Annotated in this window: 16 protein-coding genes; 14 read left to right on the top strand and 2 right to left on the bottom strand. The window is 71.1% G+C overall.

The window, feature by feature from the left end:
* Window positions 1-51 precede the first annotated feature (51 nt).
* Window positions 52-1,401, top strand: coding sequence for a hypothetical protein (locus tag ACFVGS_RS22965; protein WP_385693513.1), 1,350 nt, complete (start codon window positions 52-54; stop codon window positions 1,399-1,401).
* A gap of 316 nt (window positions 1,402-1,717) precedes the next feature.
* On the opposite strand, the gene ACFVGS_RS22960 is transcribed toward ACFVGS_RS22965, so the two are convergent.
* Window positions 1,718-2,359: a neuraminidase-like domain-containing protein gene (locus ACFVGS_RS22960; RefSeq protein ID WP_385693512.1), complete on the bottom strand. Its 642-nt coding sequence runs from the start codon at window positions 2,357-2,359 to the stop codon at window positions 1,718-1,720.
* Window positions 2,360-3,464: 1,105 nt separating this feature from the next.
* Here ACFVGS_RS22960 and ACFVGS_RS22955 point away from each other — a divergent pair.
* The 13 genes from ACFVGS_RS22955 to mobF all read left to right on the top strand — a co-directional run bounded on the left by ACFVGS_RS22955 (window position 3,465) and on the right by mobF (window position 15,945).
* Window positions 3,465-4,097 (top strand): hypothetical protein, encoded by a 633-nt coding sequence (locus tag ACFVGS_RS22955; RefSeq protein WP_385693511.1) that lies wholly within the window; start codon window positions 3,465-3,467, stop codon window positions 4,095-4,097.
* Window positions 4,098-4,164: 67 nt separating this feature from the next.
* Window positions 4,165-4,524, top strand: coding sequence for a hypothetical protein (locus ACFVGS_RS22950; RefSeq protein ID WP_385693510.1), 360 nt, complete (start codon window positions 4,165-4,167; stop codon window positions 4,522-4,524).
* A gap of 126 nt (window positions 4,525-4,650) precedes the next feature.
* A complete protein-coding gene (locus ACFVGS_RS22945; protein WP_385693509.1) occupies window positions 4,651-5,514 on the top strand; it encodes a hypothetical protein in 864 nt (287 codons plus the stop codon).
* Window positions 5,515-5,634: 120 nt separating this feature from the next.
* Window positions 5,635-6,036, top strand: a complete 402-nt coding sequence (locus tag ACFVGS_RS22940; RefSeq protein WP_385693508.1) for a DUF6409 family protein — start codon at window positions 5,635-5,637, stop codon at window positions 6,034-6,036.
* 329 nt (window positions 6,037-6,365) lie between these two features.
* Entirely contained in the window at window positions 6,366-7,379 is a 1,014-nt protein-coding gene (locus ACFVGS_RS22935; protein ID WP_385693507.1) for a DUF3560 domain-containing protein, read from the top strand.
* A 73-nt stretch (window positions 7,380-7,452) separates the two neighbouring features.
* Complete coding sequence (locus ACFVGS_RS22930; RefSeq protein WP_385693506.1) at window positions 7,453-8,151, top strand: hypothetical protein; 699 nt, start codon at window positions 7,453-7,455, stop codon at window positions 8,149-8,151.
* Window positions 8,152-8,210: 59 nt separating this feature from the next.
* Window positions 8,211-8,639 (top strand): DUF6197 family protein, encoded by a 429-nt coding sequence (locus ACFVGS_RS22925; protein ID WP_385693505.1) that lies wholly within the window; start codon window positions 8,211-8,213, stop codon window positions 8,637-8,639.
* 51 nt (window positions 8,640-8,690) lie between these two features.
* Window positions 8,691-9,083, top strand: a complete 393-nt coding sequence (locus tag ACFVGS_RS22920; RefSeq protein WP_385693504.1) for a DUF6181 family protein — start codon at window positions 8,691-8,693, stop codon at window positions 9,081-9,083.
* Window positions 9,080-9,685: a DUF6349 family protein gene (locus ACFVGS_RS22915; protein WP_385693503.1), complete on the top strand. Its 606-nt coding sequence runs from the start codon at window positions 9,080-9,082 to the stop codon at window positions 9,683-9,685. The genes ACFVGS_RS22920 and ACFVGS_RS22915 overlap by 4 nt, the downstream gene beginning before the upstream one ends.
* A gap of 202 nt (window positions 9,686-9,887) precedes the next feature.
* Window positions 9,888-10,166 (top strand): DUF6211 family protein, encoded by a 279-nt coding sequence (locus ACFVGS_RS22910; protein ID WP_385693502.1) that lies wholly within the window; start codon window positions 9,888-9,890, stop codon window positions 10,164-10,166.
* A complete protein-coding gene (locus ACFVGS_RS22905; protein WP_030460629.1) occupies window positions 10,163-10,861 on the top strand; it encodes a hypothetical protein in 699 nt (232 codons plus the stop codon). Before ACFVGS_RS22910 ends, ACFVGS_RS22905 begins: the two co-directional genes overlap by 4 nt.
* Window positions 10,862-10,864: 3 nt before the next feature.
* On the top strand, window positions 10,865-11,038 hold the full coding sequence (locus ACFVGS_RS22900; RefSeq protein WP_198545006.1) for a hypothetical protein: 174 nt from the start codon (window positions 10,865-10,867) through the stop codon (window positions 11,036-11,038).
* A gap of 455 nt (window positions 11,039-11,493) precedes the next feature.
* Window positions 11,494-15,945: a MobF family relaxase gene (mobF, locus tag ACFVGS_RS22895; RefSeq protein WP_385693501.1), complete on the top strand. Its 4,452-nt coding sequence runs from the start codon at window positions 11,494-11,496 to the stop codon at window positions 15,943-15,945.
* A 422-nt stretch (window positions 15,946-16,367) separates the two neighbouring features.
* On the opposite strand, the gene ACFVGS_RS22890 is transcribed toward mobF, so the two are convergent.
* A complete protein-coding gene (locus tag ACFVGS_RS22890) occupies window positions 16,368-17,315 on the bottom strand; it encodes a thiopeptide-type bacteriocin biosynthesis protein (RefSeq protein ID WP_385693500.1) in 948 nt (315 codons plus the stop codon).
* Between the last annotated feature and the right edge of the window lie 4 nt (window positions 17,316-17,319).

Below are 17,319 nucleotides of genomic sequence, written 5' to 3'. Positions count from 1 at the left end.
ATGTCAGTGGGGGTGGGCAGAATGGAGCGATGGACGCAGAGCGTGAAGCTGGTGATCGCTCTGCCAATCGGCGTGGGTGGTCCGGTCGTACCGGTGCCGGTGCCGGTGCCGGTGCCGGTGCCGGTGCCGGTCGACGATGCGGCGGCCGGCGCCGATGACGAGGTGGCCGCGAGGCACACGGCCCGAGGCCAGGAGCCGCTGTTCATCCTCCGCCGGGACTGGGCGCCCGTGCTGGAACAGCTGCGGCGCCGCGCGCCGGGAGACCTGCCGTTGACCGGTGCGGCCCGGCAACTGGTGGAGGAGTACGCCCAGATGCGCAGGGACCAGCAGGCGCCGGACTACCGCAAGAACATCCGCACCCTCACCATCCTCGGGTACTGGCTCGGCGCGGAGGTCCCGGTCTACGAGCGCGACGTCCACGACCTGGCCCAGCTCGATCCGAACCTCGCGGCCAAGCCCGTCTGCCAGTTCCTGCGCGCCCGCGGCCTGCTCGTCGACGACCCAGGCCTACACCGGGACACCGACCTGACCTGGATCGAGGCAGTGCTCACCACGCTGCCCCAGCCCGCCGCGGGCGAGGTCCGGGTCTGGGTGGACGTACTCCGCAGCCAGGGCCGCCGCGAAGGCGAGTCCCGCAGCTGGGACGGCATCTGCCGCTACCTCGCCTACGTCCAACCGGTGCTCGCGGCATGGGCGGCGGCCGGCGTGACGACGCTGCGGGAAATCACCAAGCAGCAGGTCGAGGGCGCTGTGGAGGACCTGTCCGGACACGCCCGCCGACAGGTCGCCATCGCGCTACGCAGCCTGTTCAGGACGTTGAAGCGTCAGCGGATCGTCTTCCGTGACCCCGCCCGGCACCTGCCCGTCGGCGATCTCAAGGGCGTTCCGAAGTCAGTGCCCGGCGATCTGCTGGCCGGCCTGCTCGACCACGCCGCCACCCCGCTCGGGCGCCTCACCGTCGCCCTGGCCGTGCACGCGATCTCCGGAGACGACATCAGCACGATCCTGACGGCCGATGTCGACCTCGCCCGCGGCACCCTCGAAGTTCGCCGCGGCCTTCTGCGGCACACCCTGTACCTGGAGGAGTTCACGCACCGGCTCGCCTCCGAGTGGCTGGCCTACCGCCACCGCCGCTGGCCAGCGTCAACGAACCCGCACCTGCTGGTCAGCCAGAAGACCGCGCTCGACCCCGACCGGCCACCCGTCAGCGTCGGCACGCTCCGCCTCGTCCTGCCCAAGGGCGTGACCCTGGACGGCCTACGGCAGGACCGGATCCTCAACGAGGCGTTCGAGAGCGCCGACCCGCTGAGGCTGATGAGGCTCTTCGGCATCACGGAGAAGACGGCCATGCACTACGTCGGCGCCGCGCACCCGGAGCGCACCGCGAAGCTGCCCAGGTAGCCCTCTCGGGCTCGGCGCGCTGTCAGCCAGGCGCGGAGACCTGCGCCGGCGCGGCGTCAGTGCCTGCTTGTCAAGGTGAGTGGCCGGTGCTGTCTTCGGTCCGGTGACCGGCTCGCGACCGAGGCCCGGGCAGAGGCGAGGTTCTGCTCGGGGCGGTGCCGGTCGGGCACACTGGCGGGGCGTACGGCGCTCGCGCGCTCGGGTTGCCGCGATCCGCGACGGCCGGGCAGTGGTGTGCCCGGCGTGCGGCGTCTCGTGACGGTGGGGAGTGCTGGCCCTCCTCGTCGACCAGGGGAGGGCCGGCCAAGGGGCTGGGTCAGCTACTTGTCGGCTGGCTGCTGCCATCCCACGGGTCCTGGACGCTCACGTCCGTCCCCACCGGGTAGTACCGGGCAAGCGCGGCAGCGGGGGTGAAGTCGCCGAGGGCCTCCTCGCCTCCGGACGAATGGTCTTCGAAAATCGCAAGCACGAGGTCGTCGACGGCCGGAGTGGCCGGGGTCGCGGGATCCCTGTCGGTCAGGCAGACCGCGAGCTGGGTGTCGACGTTGTACTGGGTGACGATCAAACGCCATGGGCGGCCGGCCGCCGCGGGAGCCGACAACTGGAACGGGTACGCCTTCGGAACGGACCAGCTGTCGTCGTAACGCATGTGCGCCAGGCGGAACAGCGCGGTGGAGTCCTCCTCGGTCGGGAACTCGAACCAGCCCACGAAGAGCCTGTCCTTGAACACGACAGGCCGCACGAGAGCGCCCCCGGCCTCCGAAGGGATCGACAGGTCGATCTTCCTCCAGTCGGTCCGCGCGTCGCTGCCCGTCATCGTGCGGTCCTCACTCCGCCACCAGCAGGTCTCTGTCTCGGCGCGGCCGACCTCCCATCGCTTGTTGTCAGCGCTCTGGTAGGCGCTCACCACCTTGATGTTGGCTACCTCTTCGAACGTATCGAGGTTCCCGACGAACACATCCCCGACACTGTCCGCGTTTGGCATCCCGTCACCCATTCCGTGCTCTCGCCTTCCTCGGGCCCGGACAGTCAGCGCCTCGGGCCAACTCCGCATGAACGTGCCCCGGCAGTTTCCCACTCCTTGATCCAGTTCCGTGCTGGTTCAGCAGGAGTCAGCGCGCCGATCGCGGAGGTATCGCCGCCGAGGATGGCCAGGCTCGGACCCGCGCAGCACACCGCGCAGGCGGCCGCGCCGGCGCCGAGCGTGCCTCAGGGCCGGGACGAGCGCGAACCCGGGGCGGTCGCGCTCCCTCCCCGAAGAGGTCGGCCAGCATCCCGGCGGCGGACTCCGGGGCCCGCACCTCCAGCTGGAGGCCGGCCAGGGTCAGGTGCAGGGTGAAGTCGAACACCAATGGAACCCGCACGGAGTCATCGCCTGCACCCTCACTTTCGTACGAGTTCACCCAGAGGCTCCTCCAGGATTCCGTGAACTCGCGCGCTTCCGCCCGCGGCATCACCAACGTCCCCCGCCCGCGCCCGGCCTGTACAGCGTGGTCAAGACGCCCAACGGCTTCGGCTACGAACCCGCATCGGTGCCCGGCGCGGAGGACGCATCCGCTCCGGACGACGCCAACGGCGGCGCCGGCTGACGACGGACGCCAGCACCCTCTTCTGCTCCGGACTTTTTGTGCCTCCGGCGGGTCCTCTCTCGGAGGGGGTGGGGGGTGGGTTGGTTGGGTGCGGCGTCGTTCGTGGTTGGGGTTGTGGGGGCGGGGTTCCCTCCTCGGCCGGACACCCGGAGGGCGTACCAGGGCCCCGGGCAGGGTGTCCAGGCCGGGCCGCTTCGCGGTCGCTGCGCGAGCCTGGACACCCCACCCGGAACCCTGGTCCGGCTGGCGCTGTCCGACCGAGGAGGGAACCCCGCCCGGGGCGCGTTGTGGCCGGACCCGGCCGGGCGGGCGCGGGTGGACGCGGCGGGAAAAGGGCAGGTCAGAGGGGTTGTTGGGCTTGACCCACCCCCAAGAACATGGTTTAATTAGTGGTGTCGGAAGGGGAGGGCAACACCCCAGCCGGCCACCGGAGGCCGACCGGCCCCGGCACCCACTCTCACCAGGAGAACGCAGATGGCCCAGTCGCCCACCGTCGCCGAACTCACCCACCCGATCGCCCTCGCGCTCGGCGGGAACTGGCGACCGCAGCAGGCGCTGCACGGCGTCCAGGAGTTGGCCCACGCCGCCAACCTCACTCACCTTGACGGCCGACAGCTCCACCTCTCCGAGCGCTACGACGACCCCGGCTACCTCTACGTCCGGGGTGCGTTCCCCGCGACTGACTACCCGTTCCGGAGGGGCGAGCGCGACAGTGTTCGCGTCGCCATGGACGAGGACCCCGCGCGGATCGCGGCCGTGCTCTCGGATGACCTCATCCCCGAGCACCGCACCGTTCACCAGCGCGTGGCGGACCACAACCGCGAGCAGGCCGCGATGCGCCGCCGCACTGAGGAGGCCGCCCGCGAACTCGCCGCCCGGCTCCCCGGGGCCCGGACCCGGATCGACGGAACGAGCGCCTACGTCCACATGAGCCTTGAGCCCGGGGAGGTCCGAATCGGGCTGGAAGGGGGGTCAGTGAACATCGTTCTCCAGGATGCGCCGTTGATCATCGCCGACGCGGTCGTATTCGCGGTCAGCCGATTCCTGCCCGACATCCAGACGCCCGAGGACGAGCGCGGCCAGCGCGCCGACGAATTCGACCTCTGATCTCCCCGAGAATTCCGGCGGCGCGCTCCCGGAGCGCGCCGCCCACCCCCGCCCCAGAAAGGCCGCAATGAGCGCCGACCTGTTCGCCATCCGCCCGCAATGGACCGTCCAGGCCCCGCACCTCCGGTGCATCCTCAGAAGGGCTCTCGCCGTCCGGCCCGGACATAACGTGTGGCCCGGCACCGAGCACATCAACAATGCTCTGGCGATGGCCTACGGCGGAGAACTCCCCGACTCCGGCCCGTGGTACCTCACGCGCTCCCAGCTCCGCACGCTCAAAATCGCCATTGAATGGCGCAGGGCCAAGCGTGAGGGCCACCCCCAGAAAACCGCTCCGGACATCCTCGAACACTGGACGGAGATAGAAGACGAGGTCATAGCGGCCTATCGGAATTCCTGCCACGCGGAGGGGCTGCACTGGATCTGAGGGCTTGCCGAATACCTCAGAACATGGTTTAATTAATGATGTCGGAAGGGGGAGGGCAACACCCCCGACCGACACTCACCGGCCAGCCGGCCGGGGACTGCGAAATCTCACCAGGGAGACCAGGACATGCCCAGCAAGCCGAAGATGACCGAGGACGAGCGTCGCGCCTACAGTGCCCGGATGCGTGGCGAACTCGAATCCGTGATGGACCGCGCATACGGCGCGATGGTCACCGACGAGCAGTTCTGGATCACCGTCATGCGCACGGCCGCGACCCTGGACGACCGCAGCCCCGTCAACTGCATCGCCATCGCCGCCCAGTGCCCCCACGCGACCCGCGTCCTCAGCTCCGGCGACTGGCGCAAGGTTGGACGCTTCCCGGCCAAGGGCTCCACCTCCCTGCGCATCTGGACCCCGATTCGGCGGCGGACCGACGACGCCCAGGCCGCCACCGAGGCCGCACCCCGGGAGGCCGCCGCCGACGCTGCCGAGGGGGAGGGGCGCAGGGTCTCCGGCTACAAGGCTGGTCCCGTGTTCGATATCAGCCAGACCGACGGCGACGCCTACGAGCAGCCTGCCGCCGCCCCGATCGCCGCCGAGATCGTCCGGGACGTCCTGCTCGCTCAGTACCGCGACTGGTACCACGAGGACCCGGAGCAGGTCGGAGGGTTCGACTTCACCCGTGAGGCCCCCGACAGCGCCGTCCGCATCCTGCTGTACGGCCACGCCTGGCGACGCCTGCCCGAGTCGGACGCCGCACTCCCCGGTCAGCACGCGGCCGAGGTCGCCTCAGCCGCCCACGTCGCCGCCCTGATCCTCGGAATCGCCCCCGGCCCGGCCGTCATGCCCCCGCTCGCAGGCATCGTCACCCAGGACAAGAAGCCCCCCGTGCACGAGTCCGCCGTCCGGGCCATCGAAGCGGGCCGCCTCATCGCGCGCGCCGTCACCGAAGCCGCCGAGCGTCGCCGCGAACTCGCCCTGGCCGGTTGACCCGAACCCGGAAACATGGTTTAATTAATGGTGTCGGAAGGGGAGGGCAACACCCCGACCGGCACCCCCCGCCGGGGCCGACCGGCCCCGGCGGAACCTCTCACCAGAACAGGACACACCATGCTCACCACCGATCAGGCCGCCACCGTCCAGGACTTCCCGACTGCCACCCTCGTGTGCGCGGGACCGTGGTTCCGGGGCCACCAGCTCGACACCCGCCCGGCGATCGTCGTCGGCCCCTTCGGCGGCCCCGAGTTCGCCGACACGGCCGAAATGGTCGTCGTCTGGTTCCACACCATCGGGGCCCCGAAGCCCGGCGACAGCGTCCAGGCGATGTTCCCCCACGAGCTCACGCCGCTTGATGACACGCTGACCACCATGGACCAGGCCACGTTCTGTGACCTCGCCGCGAGCCTGCCGTTCGGCCGGTTCGCCTACGACGACGGGCGCGACCTCATCGCCGCCGTGAACCGCGCTGTCCGCGAGCGGATCGAAGCCGCCCCGGCCGCCCGCCGCAGCTGACCCAAAGGCCCCGCCGGTCCGGGGGAGGGCAACACCTCCGGACCGGCGGGCCACTACACCCGAGCGGACACCCCTTCGGGGCGGCAGCAGCACGGTCCGGTGCGTTCACCGCCGCCGGCCGACTCCGCCTAGCGGCTCCGCCGACCGACGGCGGGCACCGGACCGCGAAGGACGCGCCCCGCGGGGGCGCGGCAGCCCTTGCCGTCGCGCAGGGCGCGACGGCGGCGGACCGCTCGTCCCTCACGGCCCGCCCCGGTGGTGCTCACCGCTTCCAGCACCCCGTCCGCCCTCCGGGCGGCCAAAGACTCTCACCAGAAAAGACCAGTTCGATGACCATCCAGATCACCCACACCCGCCGGGAAGGAACGCTGGTCGACGGCACCAGCCGGGGCGACGGTTCGGCCGAGATCCTCAAGCTCCGTGAATACGGCCGCACCCTGCGCCAGCCCTTCCGCTGGAGCCGGAACCTCGGCTGCTGGTACCTCCCGCACAGCCGCGACCACGCTGCCTACACCCCCTCCCTCGAACTCCTCGCGCAGCGGCTGCGTGACGCCAGCCTCGACGCCACCCTCTCCGTCGACAACGCCGACCGCCGCAGCTTCTCCGAGGCCGAACAGGACCGTGAAGAGCGCGCCGAGGCCCGCGCCGACCGCTTCGGCGGGTACGCCGACAACGCCGCCCACAACTCCCGGGCCGCGTGGCAGTCCGCCCACGCGATATCCGAGCGGTTCGAGTTCGGCCAGCCCATCCTCCGCGGACACCACTCCGAGGGCCGCGCCCTCCGCGACCGCGAGCGCATGGACACCTCGATGCGCAAGAGCATCAGCGAAGGCGACCGCGCCCAGCACTGGGCCGACCGGCAGAAGGCTGCCGCCAACTACGAGCAGTTCCGCACCAACCCCGGCCGCACCCTCCGGCGCCTGGAGAAGCTGCGCGCGGACCTGCGCGCCGTCGAGAAGTGGCAGCGCGGCGAGTCCGCCAAGGGCTACTCCCGAAACCCCGACGACCCGGAGCTGACCATCCGGCACGAGGAGCTGACCGAGGAGATCGCCCACTGGGAGCAGGTCATCAAGGACGCCGAGACCAAGGGCTTCAAGGTCTGGTCGAAGGCAGACTTCAAACGAGGTGACTTCGCGCTCTACCGAGGCACCTGGTACGAGGTCCTGCGCGTCAACCCGAAGTCGCTCACCATCCCGCACATCTTCAACGGCACCGGCAAGACCATCGTCCGCGCCACCGACGACGGATACGACGGCTGGACCTCCACCGCCCCGTACGACGACGTGTCCGGCCGCAAGAGCGCCGCCGACATGCAGCCCGCCGCACCGGCCCAGGCCGCATAAGACCGCCGTGCCCGCTCCCGGCGGCCGAGCGCCCCGGGGGTGGGCCCCTCTTCCATCAGAAAAGGGCACCATCATGACCACCCAGCTCCTCGAACGCCCCGCTGTCGTCTCCGGCCCCGCTGCCGAGCCGGACGACCAGAACCCCGCCAACTCCGGCCAGCCCGACCACCGGCCGGACACCCCCGAAGCCGCGGCGCCCGCCGCCCTCCAGGCCGCCATGCCCTACCGAGTCGGAACCCCGGACATCGCGGGCCGCTACCCCGTGATCATCGGCCAGGACCTGGTCATCGGCCGAGCCCACCGGTGGAGCCGGGACTGGTGGGTCGAGACCAGTGCGGGGGAGACCAACCTCGGCCGCCCGGCCAAGGGTGTTCCCGGCGTCGAGATGGCCGCCGCCCGCCTCGCCGAGAAGTACGCCGCCGGAGAGATCACCGCCATCCCGCTGAACCAGATTCGTGCCGAGGTGCTCCAGCCGGTGACCGGCCCCGTACCGCTGCTGCACCCGCGGATGCCCGTCAACGACCGCAACACCAAGAGCGCCGAGGCCGCGTTCGCCGGACTGGCGAACCTCAGGTGGCGCGCGGTCCTCACCGGATTTCCCGGCTCTGACAACCACTGGCTCCTGCTCTGCGAGCTGTGCGGGTGGGTCGGCCCCAAGTTCTGGAGCCACCTGCGCGGGAGGAACGGCGGCTTGCCGAGCCTCCACCGCCACGAGGGCGGATGCGTGGGACCGGACCGTGTCCGCGAGCTGATCCCCGCCTACCAGCAGTAGAGCCGACCACCGGGGGGCGGCGGCCCGCCGCCCCCCGGCCATCCCGAGACGGAACCACCATGCAGATCCGCTACAGCCCCGAGAGCATCGTCATCGCCGACACCCCGGCCGCCATCCTGGAGTGGGCTGCCCACCACATCGAGCACGTCGGTATCCACCAGGGCCCGCACCTCTTCGGCGGCCCCGGCCGCACCGCACTCCTGCCGTGCTGGCCGCGCGGCGCCCTCGAAGTGGCAGCCGGCCGGGCGCGGGGAGCCGCCGGCCGCACCTACGACTGGCCCCGCATCAACCAGGCCCGCGACGAGGCGTTCGCGCTCCTTGCCGAGACCCTCGCCGGGAGCCCCGTCGACGCCCCCGACCCCGCCGCCGCGCACACCGTCCACCGCGACGTCATCGACCAGTGGAGCGCCGAACCGGGCCGCACGGCCGCTGACGCCGCTCGCGCGTTCCGCGAAGCCGCCGCCCGCGCGGACCACGCCCTGTTCTGACCACCCCCCGCACCGCTACCCGACACCCCGAGAGCCGACACGATGGACCAGATGACCACCCACCGCAGCACCACCGGGGCCCCCGGCCGACGAGGAGCCGCCACCCCGAGCAAGGACGGCGTCCACCGGATCGGGATACCCCTCCAGCCCAGACTCAGCGCGACCGAGCTGATCCGCGTACTCCTCGCGGCCCCCGCCGAGACCGACCTTCACGCCCTCGACCCCGTGCAGGTCCGCGCGCTCATCGCCGAGGTGCTCACCCGGCACGGCTACGAGGTACTCGACCGCTCGCCGTACGACCCCGGCCGCGACCGTCACCAGGACGCCCGCCGCGCGATCCGGCGCGCCTACGGCCCGCGCTTCCAGGACTCCCCGGCCGAGCAAGCCGTCCTCGCCGACCCCCTGCGCGAAGTGCTCGCCACCGAGACGGGCGAGCGGCCGTGAGCACGACCGCCGCCGAACCGACCGGCGCCCGGCCCCGGCAGACGTTCTACTGGCGGGTGCGCAACGGGCGGACGCCCCACCCCGTCGAGAGCGCCCCGCGGACGTGGCACATCCGGCCCGGCCACCCGGGCGGCGCGTACAGCGACCTCGGCCACGAACTCGACCCGCCCGAGCACCACGTCCCCACCCTGCTCGCCCGCAGCCGGCCGACCGGCCGCCGGGAAGGAGAACAGTTCCGGGGTGGGTGCCTGGCCTGCGACTGGGAGGGCCCCGTCCACCACGGCGACGGGTACAGCGACGGCGACAACCGGGCCGTGGAAGACGCCCACGACCACGCCTTCCCCGGCTGGCGTGAGCTGCCGCCGCTGACCACCGTCGAGGACCGGTCGGCACTCCCGCGCGACCGGGGCCGGTGGGCACAGCTGACCTCCGGCTACCCGCCGGGGTGGCTGGACCGGGGCGCCCCGCTGGTGGCGTGGAGCCGCCACCGCCGCGAAGCCCACGCACCCCCGCACCACGGGCGGCCCCGCTACGAACTCCGTGTACCCCGGCCGCCGGCCACCGCGCGCACCGGCCCCGCCGATCAGGAAACCCTGTTCTGATGAACGCCGCACGCTGGGCCAGAGCCCCGCCACCCCGGCACAAAGATGGTTCAATTACACAGCCGTCGGCGAAGCGGGCAACCTTCGCCCCGGCGGGTGCCGAACCGGCACCCGCACCACCAGGACAACAAAGGACGGCCAGCACACAAGGGCAACAAGGTGCTGGCCGTCCGGGTGTTCTCTCACCAGAAAGAACCACACCATGCTATGCGATCGGCACGCCGACTGTCCCCAGCCCGGCGACACCGTGCAGCTCAAGAGCGGTAACAGCATCGGCGCCAAGGACAGCGACAGCTACGTCCTGGTCGAGGACTTCCCCCGCACCGGCCGGCACCTCGTGCTCAACCTTCCCGTCGGCCACCCCGCGCACGACGACTGGGCCGCCGCCGTCCCCTTGGAGGAGATCGCCACCCTCACCAGGCTCGAACCCGCCGGCAGCCGCACCTGGACGCCCGTCCCTGACCCGGACGCACTCCAGTGACCCCACCCAACGACCACGACCCCGAACGGGAGGCGAACGTGCCCAGCGACACCGGCCGCACGCTCCACTCACGCGCGGACCTGCGCAAGGTCCACGGCATCAGCGAATCCACCCTCCAGAACCTCTGGACCGACCGGGAGAACAACGGGCACCCGGCCGCAGAGATCATCGACGGCGTCATGCACTGGGACGGCGACGAGTGGGCGAAGTGGCACCACGAGCTCCAGCGCCGCCGCGCCGCCGCGAACACGACCAACGCGCCCAAGCTCGACGGCGATCCGGAAGAGATGGTGTCACCAGCGGAAGCCGCGAAGATCTGCGGCTTCGCCGACTCCGCCACCGTCTCCCACTACGTCAAGAACCCGCCGGAAGGCTGGCCCGACCCCGACGACTGGGACGAGCTGCCGACCCGCCGGCGCCCGAAGTGGAAGCGCTGGCGGCTGTGGCAGTACCTCGCCGACCGCAAGGGCCGCGGCCACGCCGGCGGGCGCCCCACCGGCCCCCGAGCCCGGGTCGCCTACCCCTACCAGGGAGACGAACGGCTCACTCTCGCCCGGCAGGCCATCGCCGCCAACCCCACGGCCACGAACGCCGAGCTGATCCCCGACCTCCAGCAGCAGACGGAGAAGACCTACTCCCGGCCGACCTGGAACAACATCCTCAAGTCCGCCCGCGAGCACCCCGAGGAGGACTGAGCTGTGCCCGACGCCCAGTGCCCGCGCTGCGAAGGCCCGCTCGGTGAACGGCCCGCCCGCTCCCGGCTGACCACCAGCCGGGACATCCCGATCTGCACCACGTGCGGCACCGACGAGGCCGTGCGTGAAGCCCAGCGCCAGGCACCCGTACCGCCCGGCGAGTGGCCGCTGACGTAGTTCACCAGCACCCAGACGCCACCCGGTGGCACCCGAAGGTCCCCCGCTCTAGTTGTTGGAGCGGGGGACCTTCCCGTATCCGGGCGCGCCCCGCCCCCGTGGTCTCGGACCCGCCCACGGAGCCGCAGACCCCGCCACCAGGAGCGCTACCCCCGAGCACGACGCCCGCGAAGCCTCGGACCGCCGTCAGGACCCACAGCCGCCTCCCGCTTCCTCACCTCTCCGAGCAGGCCGCCCCAGCCCTCGCGGACCCACTCCCGAGGTAACAGTCCGACAGAGCACCGGACCGGATCGAGCCCGATCCGCAGCACCGACCAGGCCCCCACGAGTGCCCGACTGCCCCTGAGCTGATCATGATCTTGAATTTTGAGGACCAAGGTATCGTCGCTCCGCGACGATACAATCAGCCAAGACGACCGGATCTGACCGGAAGAGAGCGGGGGGTGAGCGGGCCGATGGCGTGGGTGACCATGATCGGCCCCTCCGACGAGCAGATCGAATACCGCCTCACCGGCGGCCACGGCTGCGGGAAGTCCACCACCGTCGATGCCGCACCCCTCATTGCCGCCATCGAGGCAAAGGCCGAGGAAGCCGGGACCACCGTCGCCGCCCTGCTCGGCACCACCGAGGCCAAGAAGGTCTTCTTCCGAAACCGCACCCAGCTGCGCAACGGCAAGCCCGCACGCCTCACCGGGTTCGACGCCGTCGAAGTCGCCGCCGCAGCCGGCCTCAACGCCCGCGACATCTACGGCGAACAAGCCCTCCCGCGCCCGGCCGCCGACGGACAGGTGGACTATCACCTCGACGCCAGCGAACGCCCCCTCGTCTGGATCGGCAGCGGCCTCAACGAATTCGGCATCACCCCCGGCAGCATCCTCGACCCCGCGCAGTTCCAGGCCGCCCGCCGACTCATGCACGGCGAGGACCCCAACAGCGGCAAGACCCTGGTGGAACCCAAACTCGCCATCGCTCCGGCCGCGAAGCTCTCCGCCGCCCCGCTGGTCCGCGCCATCCGCCGCACCGCCGCCGAGCGGAGCGTCACCCCGGAAAGCCTGCTGGACTCCAAGGCCAAGCGCGACGCCTTCCGCAGGATGGAGAACCAGCTCACCCGGTTCGGTGAATCGCACCGCGTCCCGGTCTCCACCCTGCTCAAGCTCGCCGGTGCCGTCGGCGTCGACGCCGTCACCCTGTACGGCGAAGACGCCTTGCAGAAGGCCATGGCCGCCGAAGCCGGTGGTCACCTCGACGCCCGCGCACTCCTGCGCGCCGTCGAAGCCCGCGCCACCGAAACCGGCCAGGACCCGACCGACCTGTTCACGACCGCGTCCATGAAGCGCCGGTACGGCCAGACCGCGGGCGAAGGCCGCCGCCGCCTCGCAGACCTCCCGATGGATGTCCGCGAGGCCGTCGCCATGGCCAAGGCCGCCGGACTCGCTCCGGAAGAGGTGTGGGACGCCGAAGAGATCAGGGCCGCTCTCCTCGAAGGGCGGGTGCAGGTCGGCCGGTTCGGCGCGGACGTGACCCTCGACCTCGCCAAGTCCAAGAGCGCGTTCCTCGCCTATGCACCCGAGGACATCGCCGCCCAGGTCGAGGGCATCTACACCGCCGCCGGCCGCGAGTCGATCAGCGCCCTGGAACGGTGGACCGCCTACGCCATGCGCGGGCGGCACGGTGACGGCGCCGAGGCCGAGACCGTGCCCACCAGCGGCTTCTCCGGCTGGATGATGGTGCACCGCGCCGCCCGGCCCGTCGGCGGCGCCCCGTACGGGGACCCCCACTTCCACCTGCACTTCACCCTGGCCAACATGGTCAAGGGCACCGACGGCCAGTGGTCCACCGTGGCCGGCGGGGGCCGCGACCTGCACCGCCACGCCCGCGCCACACAGGCCCTCATGAACGCCCGCATCCGCCGCGAGCTCACCGACACGTTCGGCATCACCTTCCGCCAGGAGGAACGGACCGGTGCGTGGGAGATCGCCGCGATCCCCGAAGCCACCATCCGCCTGTTCAGCAAGCGCGACAGCCAGGTGCGGGAGCTCCTGACCAAGCTCGGAATCGACTACGACAGCGCCACCACCCGCGAACGCACCGCCGCCTCCGCCGCGTCCAAGGCCGCGAAGAACGGCGAAGCCGCCGGAGTCGAGGACGACGTCCTGCGCGCCTACTGGCAGGCCGAAGGACGCGCCGCCGGTGACGACCCCGACGCCATCGCGGCCAGCGCTATGCAGCAGGACCGGGCGAACCAGAACCCCGACCTGGACCAGCTGTGCGCCCAGGTCTTCGACCCGAAGACCGGCCTGACCAGCCACTCCAAGGACTTCACCCACGCCGCCGCCATCGCGGCCGTCCTGGACGCCCTCCCGTACGGCGTCGCAGACGCCGCCGAAGCCGAACAGCTCACCACCGCCGTCCTGCAGCACGCCGGGTACGCGGTCAAGCTGAACCCGAAGGGGGCCCAGCACTTCGCCCACGCCGACCGCTACACCACGGCCGACGTGGTCGCAGCCGAAGCACTCATCGCCACCGAGACCGCCAACCGCCTCAACGAGCAGGCCGCCGTCGTCAGCCACGACACGGTCGCCATGACCCTGTCCGCGGTCGAAGCCCAGCACGGCGGCGGCTTCCAGTTCTCCGCCGAACAGCGCGCCGTTCTCGAACGGCTGCTGACCGCCGGCCACGGCATCGACGCCGTCGAAGGCGTCGCCGGAGCGGGCAAGACCACGATCATGAACACCGCGCGGCAGGCATGGGAGGCCAACGGACTCGTCATCGCCGGTGCCAGCACCGCCGCCGTCGCCGCCGCGAACCTCAAGGCCGAAGCGGGGATCACCAGCCGCACTCTCGCCTCCTGGCTCACCGGCATCCGCACCGGAGGCCCTGGCTTGAGCGGCGTTGACGTCCTGGTCGTGGACGAGGCCGCGATGTGCGATGACCGCGACATCGCCGAACTGCTGGCCCACGCTGCAACGACCGGCACGAAGATCGTCGCCGTTGGTGACCCCAAGCAGTTGCACGCGCCGGGCATCGGCGGGTCCTTCGCCGCCATCCACAAGATCGTGGGCGGACTCAGCCTCACGGAGAACTTCCGGCAACGGGACACGATCGAACGCCGGGCGCTCGCACTGTGGCGCGACGACAACCGCACGGACGCGCTCCGCACCTTCGCCAGGACCGGCCGCTTCCACGCCCTCGCGGACAAGGACGAGACCCTCGCCGCGATGCTTACCGTCTGGGCCGACAAGCGCGCCGCGCACACCGACGACCACACCGCCGTGCAGCAGCTCCTCATGCTCGCGTCCACCAACGAGGTCGTGGAGGAACTCAACCTGGGCGCTCGCGCGATCCGGAAGGCCAGTGGTGCCCTCTCCGGCCCCGACCACCTCTTCGCCCTGGCCGGCGGCGGCGAACTGGCGCTGGCCGTCGGTGACCAGGTCCTCCTCCGCGCCAACGACTACCGGAGCAAGCGGTCTCGGGGCGAGCACGAAGACGTTCTGAACGGGTTCCGCGGACTCGTGGTCGCGGTGGACGAGGACCGCCGGGTCCTGGTCGAGTGGCGCACGAAGACCGAGGACGGCGGCCACCGAGACGTTGCCGAATGGGTCGACGCCGACTACATCGCACGCGGCGGACTCAGCCTCGGATATGCCATCACCGGCCACAAGAGCCAAGGGCTGAGCGTCGAGGAAGCCCTGGTCTACGGCCCCGGCGCGCAGGCCAACGCCCTCTACACAATGATGAGCCGCGACAAGAAGGAGACCCACCTCTTCCTTCCGCTGTCCGTCTACGAGACCGACGCCGACCGCGCCCGCGCAGGCGAAGCGCTCACCGACCAGGAACAGCTAGACCGAGCTGTCGCGGGCCTCATCCGCGAGATCGAGACCGGCACCGAGGAACGCATGATCCTCACCGAACTGCCGATGGCTGCCGTCCCCGCCCACGTACGGCACATCGTCCCCGACCTGCCGACCCCGCGTGCCCCCGGCACCGGCGAGTCCGCCGAACAGGACGACATCGAGACCGGACCGAAGCCAGGGCCGCGCCGCACCACCAGCGCGGCCGACCGCACCGTGCCGCCCGCAGCAGCCCCGGAACACCGGCCCGCGCCCGCCGCCCGCCCGTACGCCCACCTCAGCAACGAGGCCCTGCGCGACGCAGCGCGCAAGGCCGCCACCGCCGCACGCGCGACAGCCACGGCCGCGGAGAAGGCGGAGGCCACCGCGGACCGCGCTGAGCAGAACGCGACCGCCGGAACCGGCCCCAACGTGCTCGCGCTCAGCCGCCGGCACCAGGCACTCGCCGAGCGCGCCGGAGCGATCCGCAACGTGCGCGCTCTGGAAGAGACCATCGCTGGGCACTCGGCCCGGCTGGACGACACGCGGACCCGTATCAGCGGGGTCGAGACGAAGCTGGCCGCAACCGGACGGTTCGGTCGCCTGGCCCTGCGCGGAGACCAGCGGACCGCCGCCGAGGCTGAACTCCAGCAGCTCGTGCAGACCCACCAGACCGCCGAAGAGGAGCTGGAGCGCGCGAAGGAACAGCTTCGCGAAGTCGTACATCAGGCCGGGCCCGCCGAAGAGCACGAAGCCGTGCTGGTCGAGGCCGAACTGCCGCAGGAGAAAAAGGCCGCCCTGCTGCGCGGTGCCCAGGACAAGGACACCGCAGCGGCTAAGTCCCTCCGCACCGAGGCGACCAGGGCACGCCGTACCGCACAGACCGCCGACGGTCGAGCAGCCGGCCTCCGTGCTGAACTGACCCTGCGGGCCGACCGCAGCCGACAGCCCGCCGAACTGGCGGAAGCAGCGGCACCGACGCCGCCGCGGCCCGAATCCCCGTACAACCGGACCACGACGGACTATCCGAACAACAGCATCCCGCCGGACACCGCGCAGGACGCACTGTCCGTGTAGAACGGCTGGAGCGGGACGGCCAGCTTCAAGCGCTGGACCCACGCCTGATGTGCTTGCACTGCGCGCCTCGCTCGACATCCTGAATCGTGGGCTTCCGAGAGGCCCCGCATTCGATGCAGGTACTCGGCCACGGCATTGAGCGGGCGCCGGGGTAAGGCCCCTCCGGCTCGTAGCCGGCGTCACGCATCAGCTCCTCGTACTCGTGCTCCTCATCCTTGATCGGGGCAGGCGCACGGGGCAGTGTCGCCTCCTTCGACTGAGCGTCGATGTAGTTGGGGGTGTGGCCCCCGAAGATCAGTCCGAGGCTCACCCATCGCCTCGGTTGCGGATAAGTGTTCACAGGGAGTCCCGTTCCGTCGTTCTGATCAGATGGCTGAGGTGAAGCGCGCTGGGGGAGTCAGGTGGAGGGAAGCACCCTCGGGTTAGCTCCCGAGAACTGCTTCTCGGGCTGCGCGGGACCAGATGGATTGCTGGCGGAGCGTGAAGCCCATCCGGTTCCAGTGGAAGAGGACGTGACGCGCCAGGATTCCGCGTACTCCAAGGCTGAGTTGCCCAGCTACCGCTGCTTGTTCCAGCGCTCGCCCGCTGGTCTCCAGACCGCTGATCCACGGCTGGACGTGAGCGAGCGTCTCAGACGCGAGAAGGGGTTGAGCGTCCGCGAGGAGGAGCCGACGCATGGGCTCAACCATTCCGCTGACCTGCTCAGAGGTGACGTCGTCGGCGAGCGGACGCCGTGCTTCGACCTGCCCCCATACGTCGCCCTGCTCGCCGAACTCCAGGCCCGCAGAGCGCATCATCATCGTCATGGCCAGGAGCGATACCGCCTTCGAATCCAGTCCTGCTTGCTGGTCGCCCGCCTCAGCCTGGTAGTCGATCACGCCGACGCTGTCGGCGTGAAACAGCTCGTGCGCGAGGATCATCCCGTCTGGGCCGCCGAAGGCGGTGACCTCCGGTTCGTACGGAGCGGCGCTCCACTCCGCGGTCACGTTCCAGGAGACGGAGCTGTCGAGCGCCTCGGCGACGTGGCGGACGGCGTCCTCGGCGGCGAAGCCCGGGGCAGGGCAGTAGCGCAGCCGCCAGTGCGGGTGCTTACGGACGAACCACCAGCTACCCACGGGCTCGGCGCGAAGGGCCGGCAGGAGGTAGGCGCGGAAGATCCGGTGACCGTTCGGGTAGTCGGTGAAGCGGATGTTCGCCTGCTGCCAACCGGACGGCTCGGCGTCGAGCGCCGCACGACCGGCGTCTTGGTACCGCTCGATGGCCTCGGACAGGAGCTCGGGTTCCGTGCCGGCGGTTCGGGCGGCGTCTTCGACGGAAGCCCCGCCGAGAACAGCCAGGACCGCGTCCTCCAGACGGTCTGTGCGGTGCACGGCC

This window comes from Streptomyces sp. NPDC127114, assembly GCF_042677525.1.
Classification (GTDB): Bacteria; Actinomycetota; Actinomycetes; order Streptomycetales; family Streptomycetaceae; genus Streptomyces.
This window is presented reverse-complemented; position numbering and strand designations above follow the sequence as displayed.

Bases quoted from the DNA above. Each gene is read 5' to 3' on its own strand.
- ACFVGS_RS22955 (WP_385693511.1), top strand. From the start codon at position 3,465: ATGGCCCAGTCGCCCACCGTCGCCGAACTCACCCACCCGATCGCCCTC.
- ACFVGS_RS22950 (WP_385693510.1), top strand. From the start codon at position 4,165: ATGAGCGCCGACCTGTTCGCCATCCGCCCGCAATGGACCGTCCAGGCC.
- ACFVGS_RS22945 (WP_385693509.1), top strand. From the start codon at position 4,651: ATGCCCAGCAAGCCGAAGATGACCGAGGACGAGCGTCGCGCCTACAGT.
- ACFVGS_RS22940 (WP_385693508.1), top strand. From the start codon at position 5,635: ATGCTCACCACCGATCAGGCCGCCACCGTCCAGGACTTCCCGACTGCC.
- ACFVGS_RS22935 (WP_385693507.1), top strand. From the start codon at position 6,366: ATGACCATCCAGATCACCCACACCCGCCGGGAAGGAACGCTGGTCGAC.
- ACFVGS_RS22930 (WP_385693506.1), top strand. From the start codon at position 7,453: ATGACCACCCAGCTCCTCGAACGCCCCGCTGTCGTCTCCGGCCCCGCT.
- ACFVGS_RS22925 (WP_385693505.1), top strand. From the start codon at position 8,211: ATGCAGATCCGCTACAGCCCCGAGAGCATCGTCATCGCCGACACCCCG.
- ACFVGS_RS22920 (WP_385693504.1), top strand. From the start codon at position 8,691: ATGACCACCCACCGCAGCACCACCGGGGCCCCCGGCCGACGAGGAGCC.
- ACFVGS_RS22910 (WP_385693502.1), top strand. From the start codon at position 9,888: ATGCTATGCGATCGGCACGCCGACTGTCCCCAGCCCGGCGACACCGTG.
- mobF (WP_385693501.1), top strand. From the start codon at position 11,494: ATGGCGTGGGTGACCATGATCGGCCCCTCCGACGAGCAGATCGAATAC.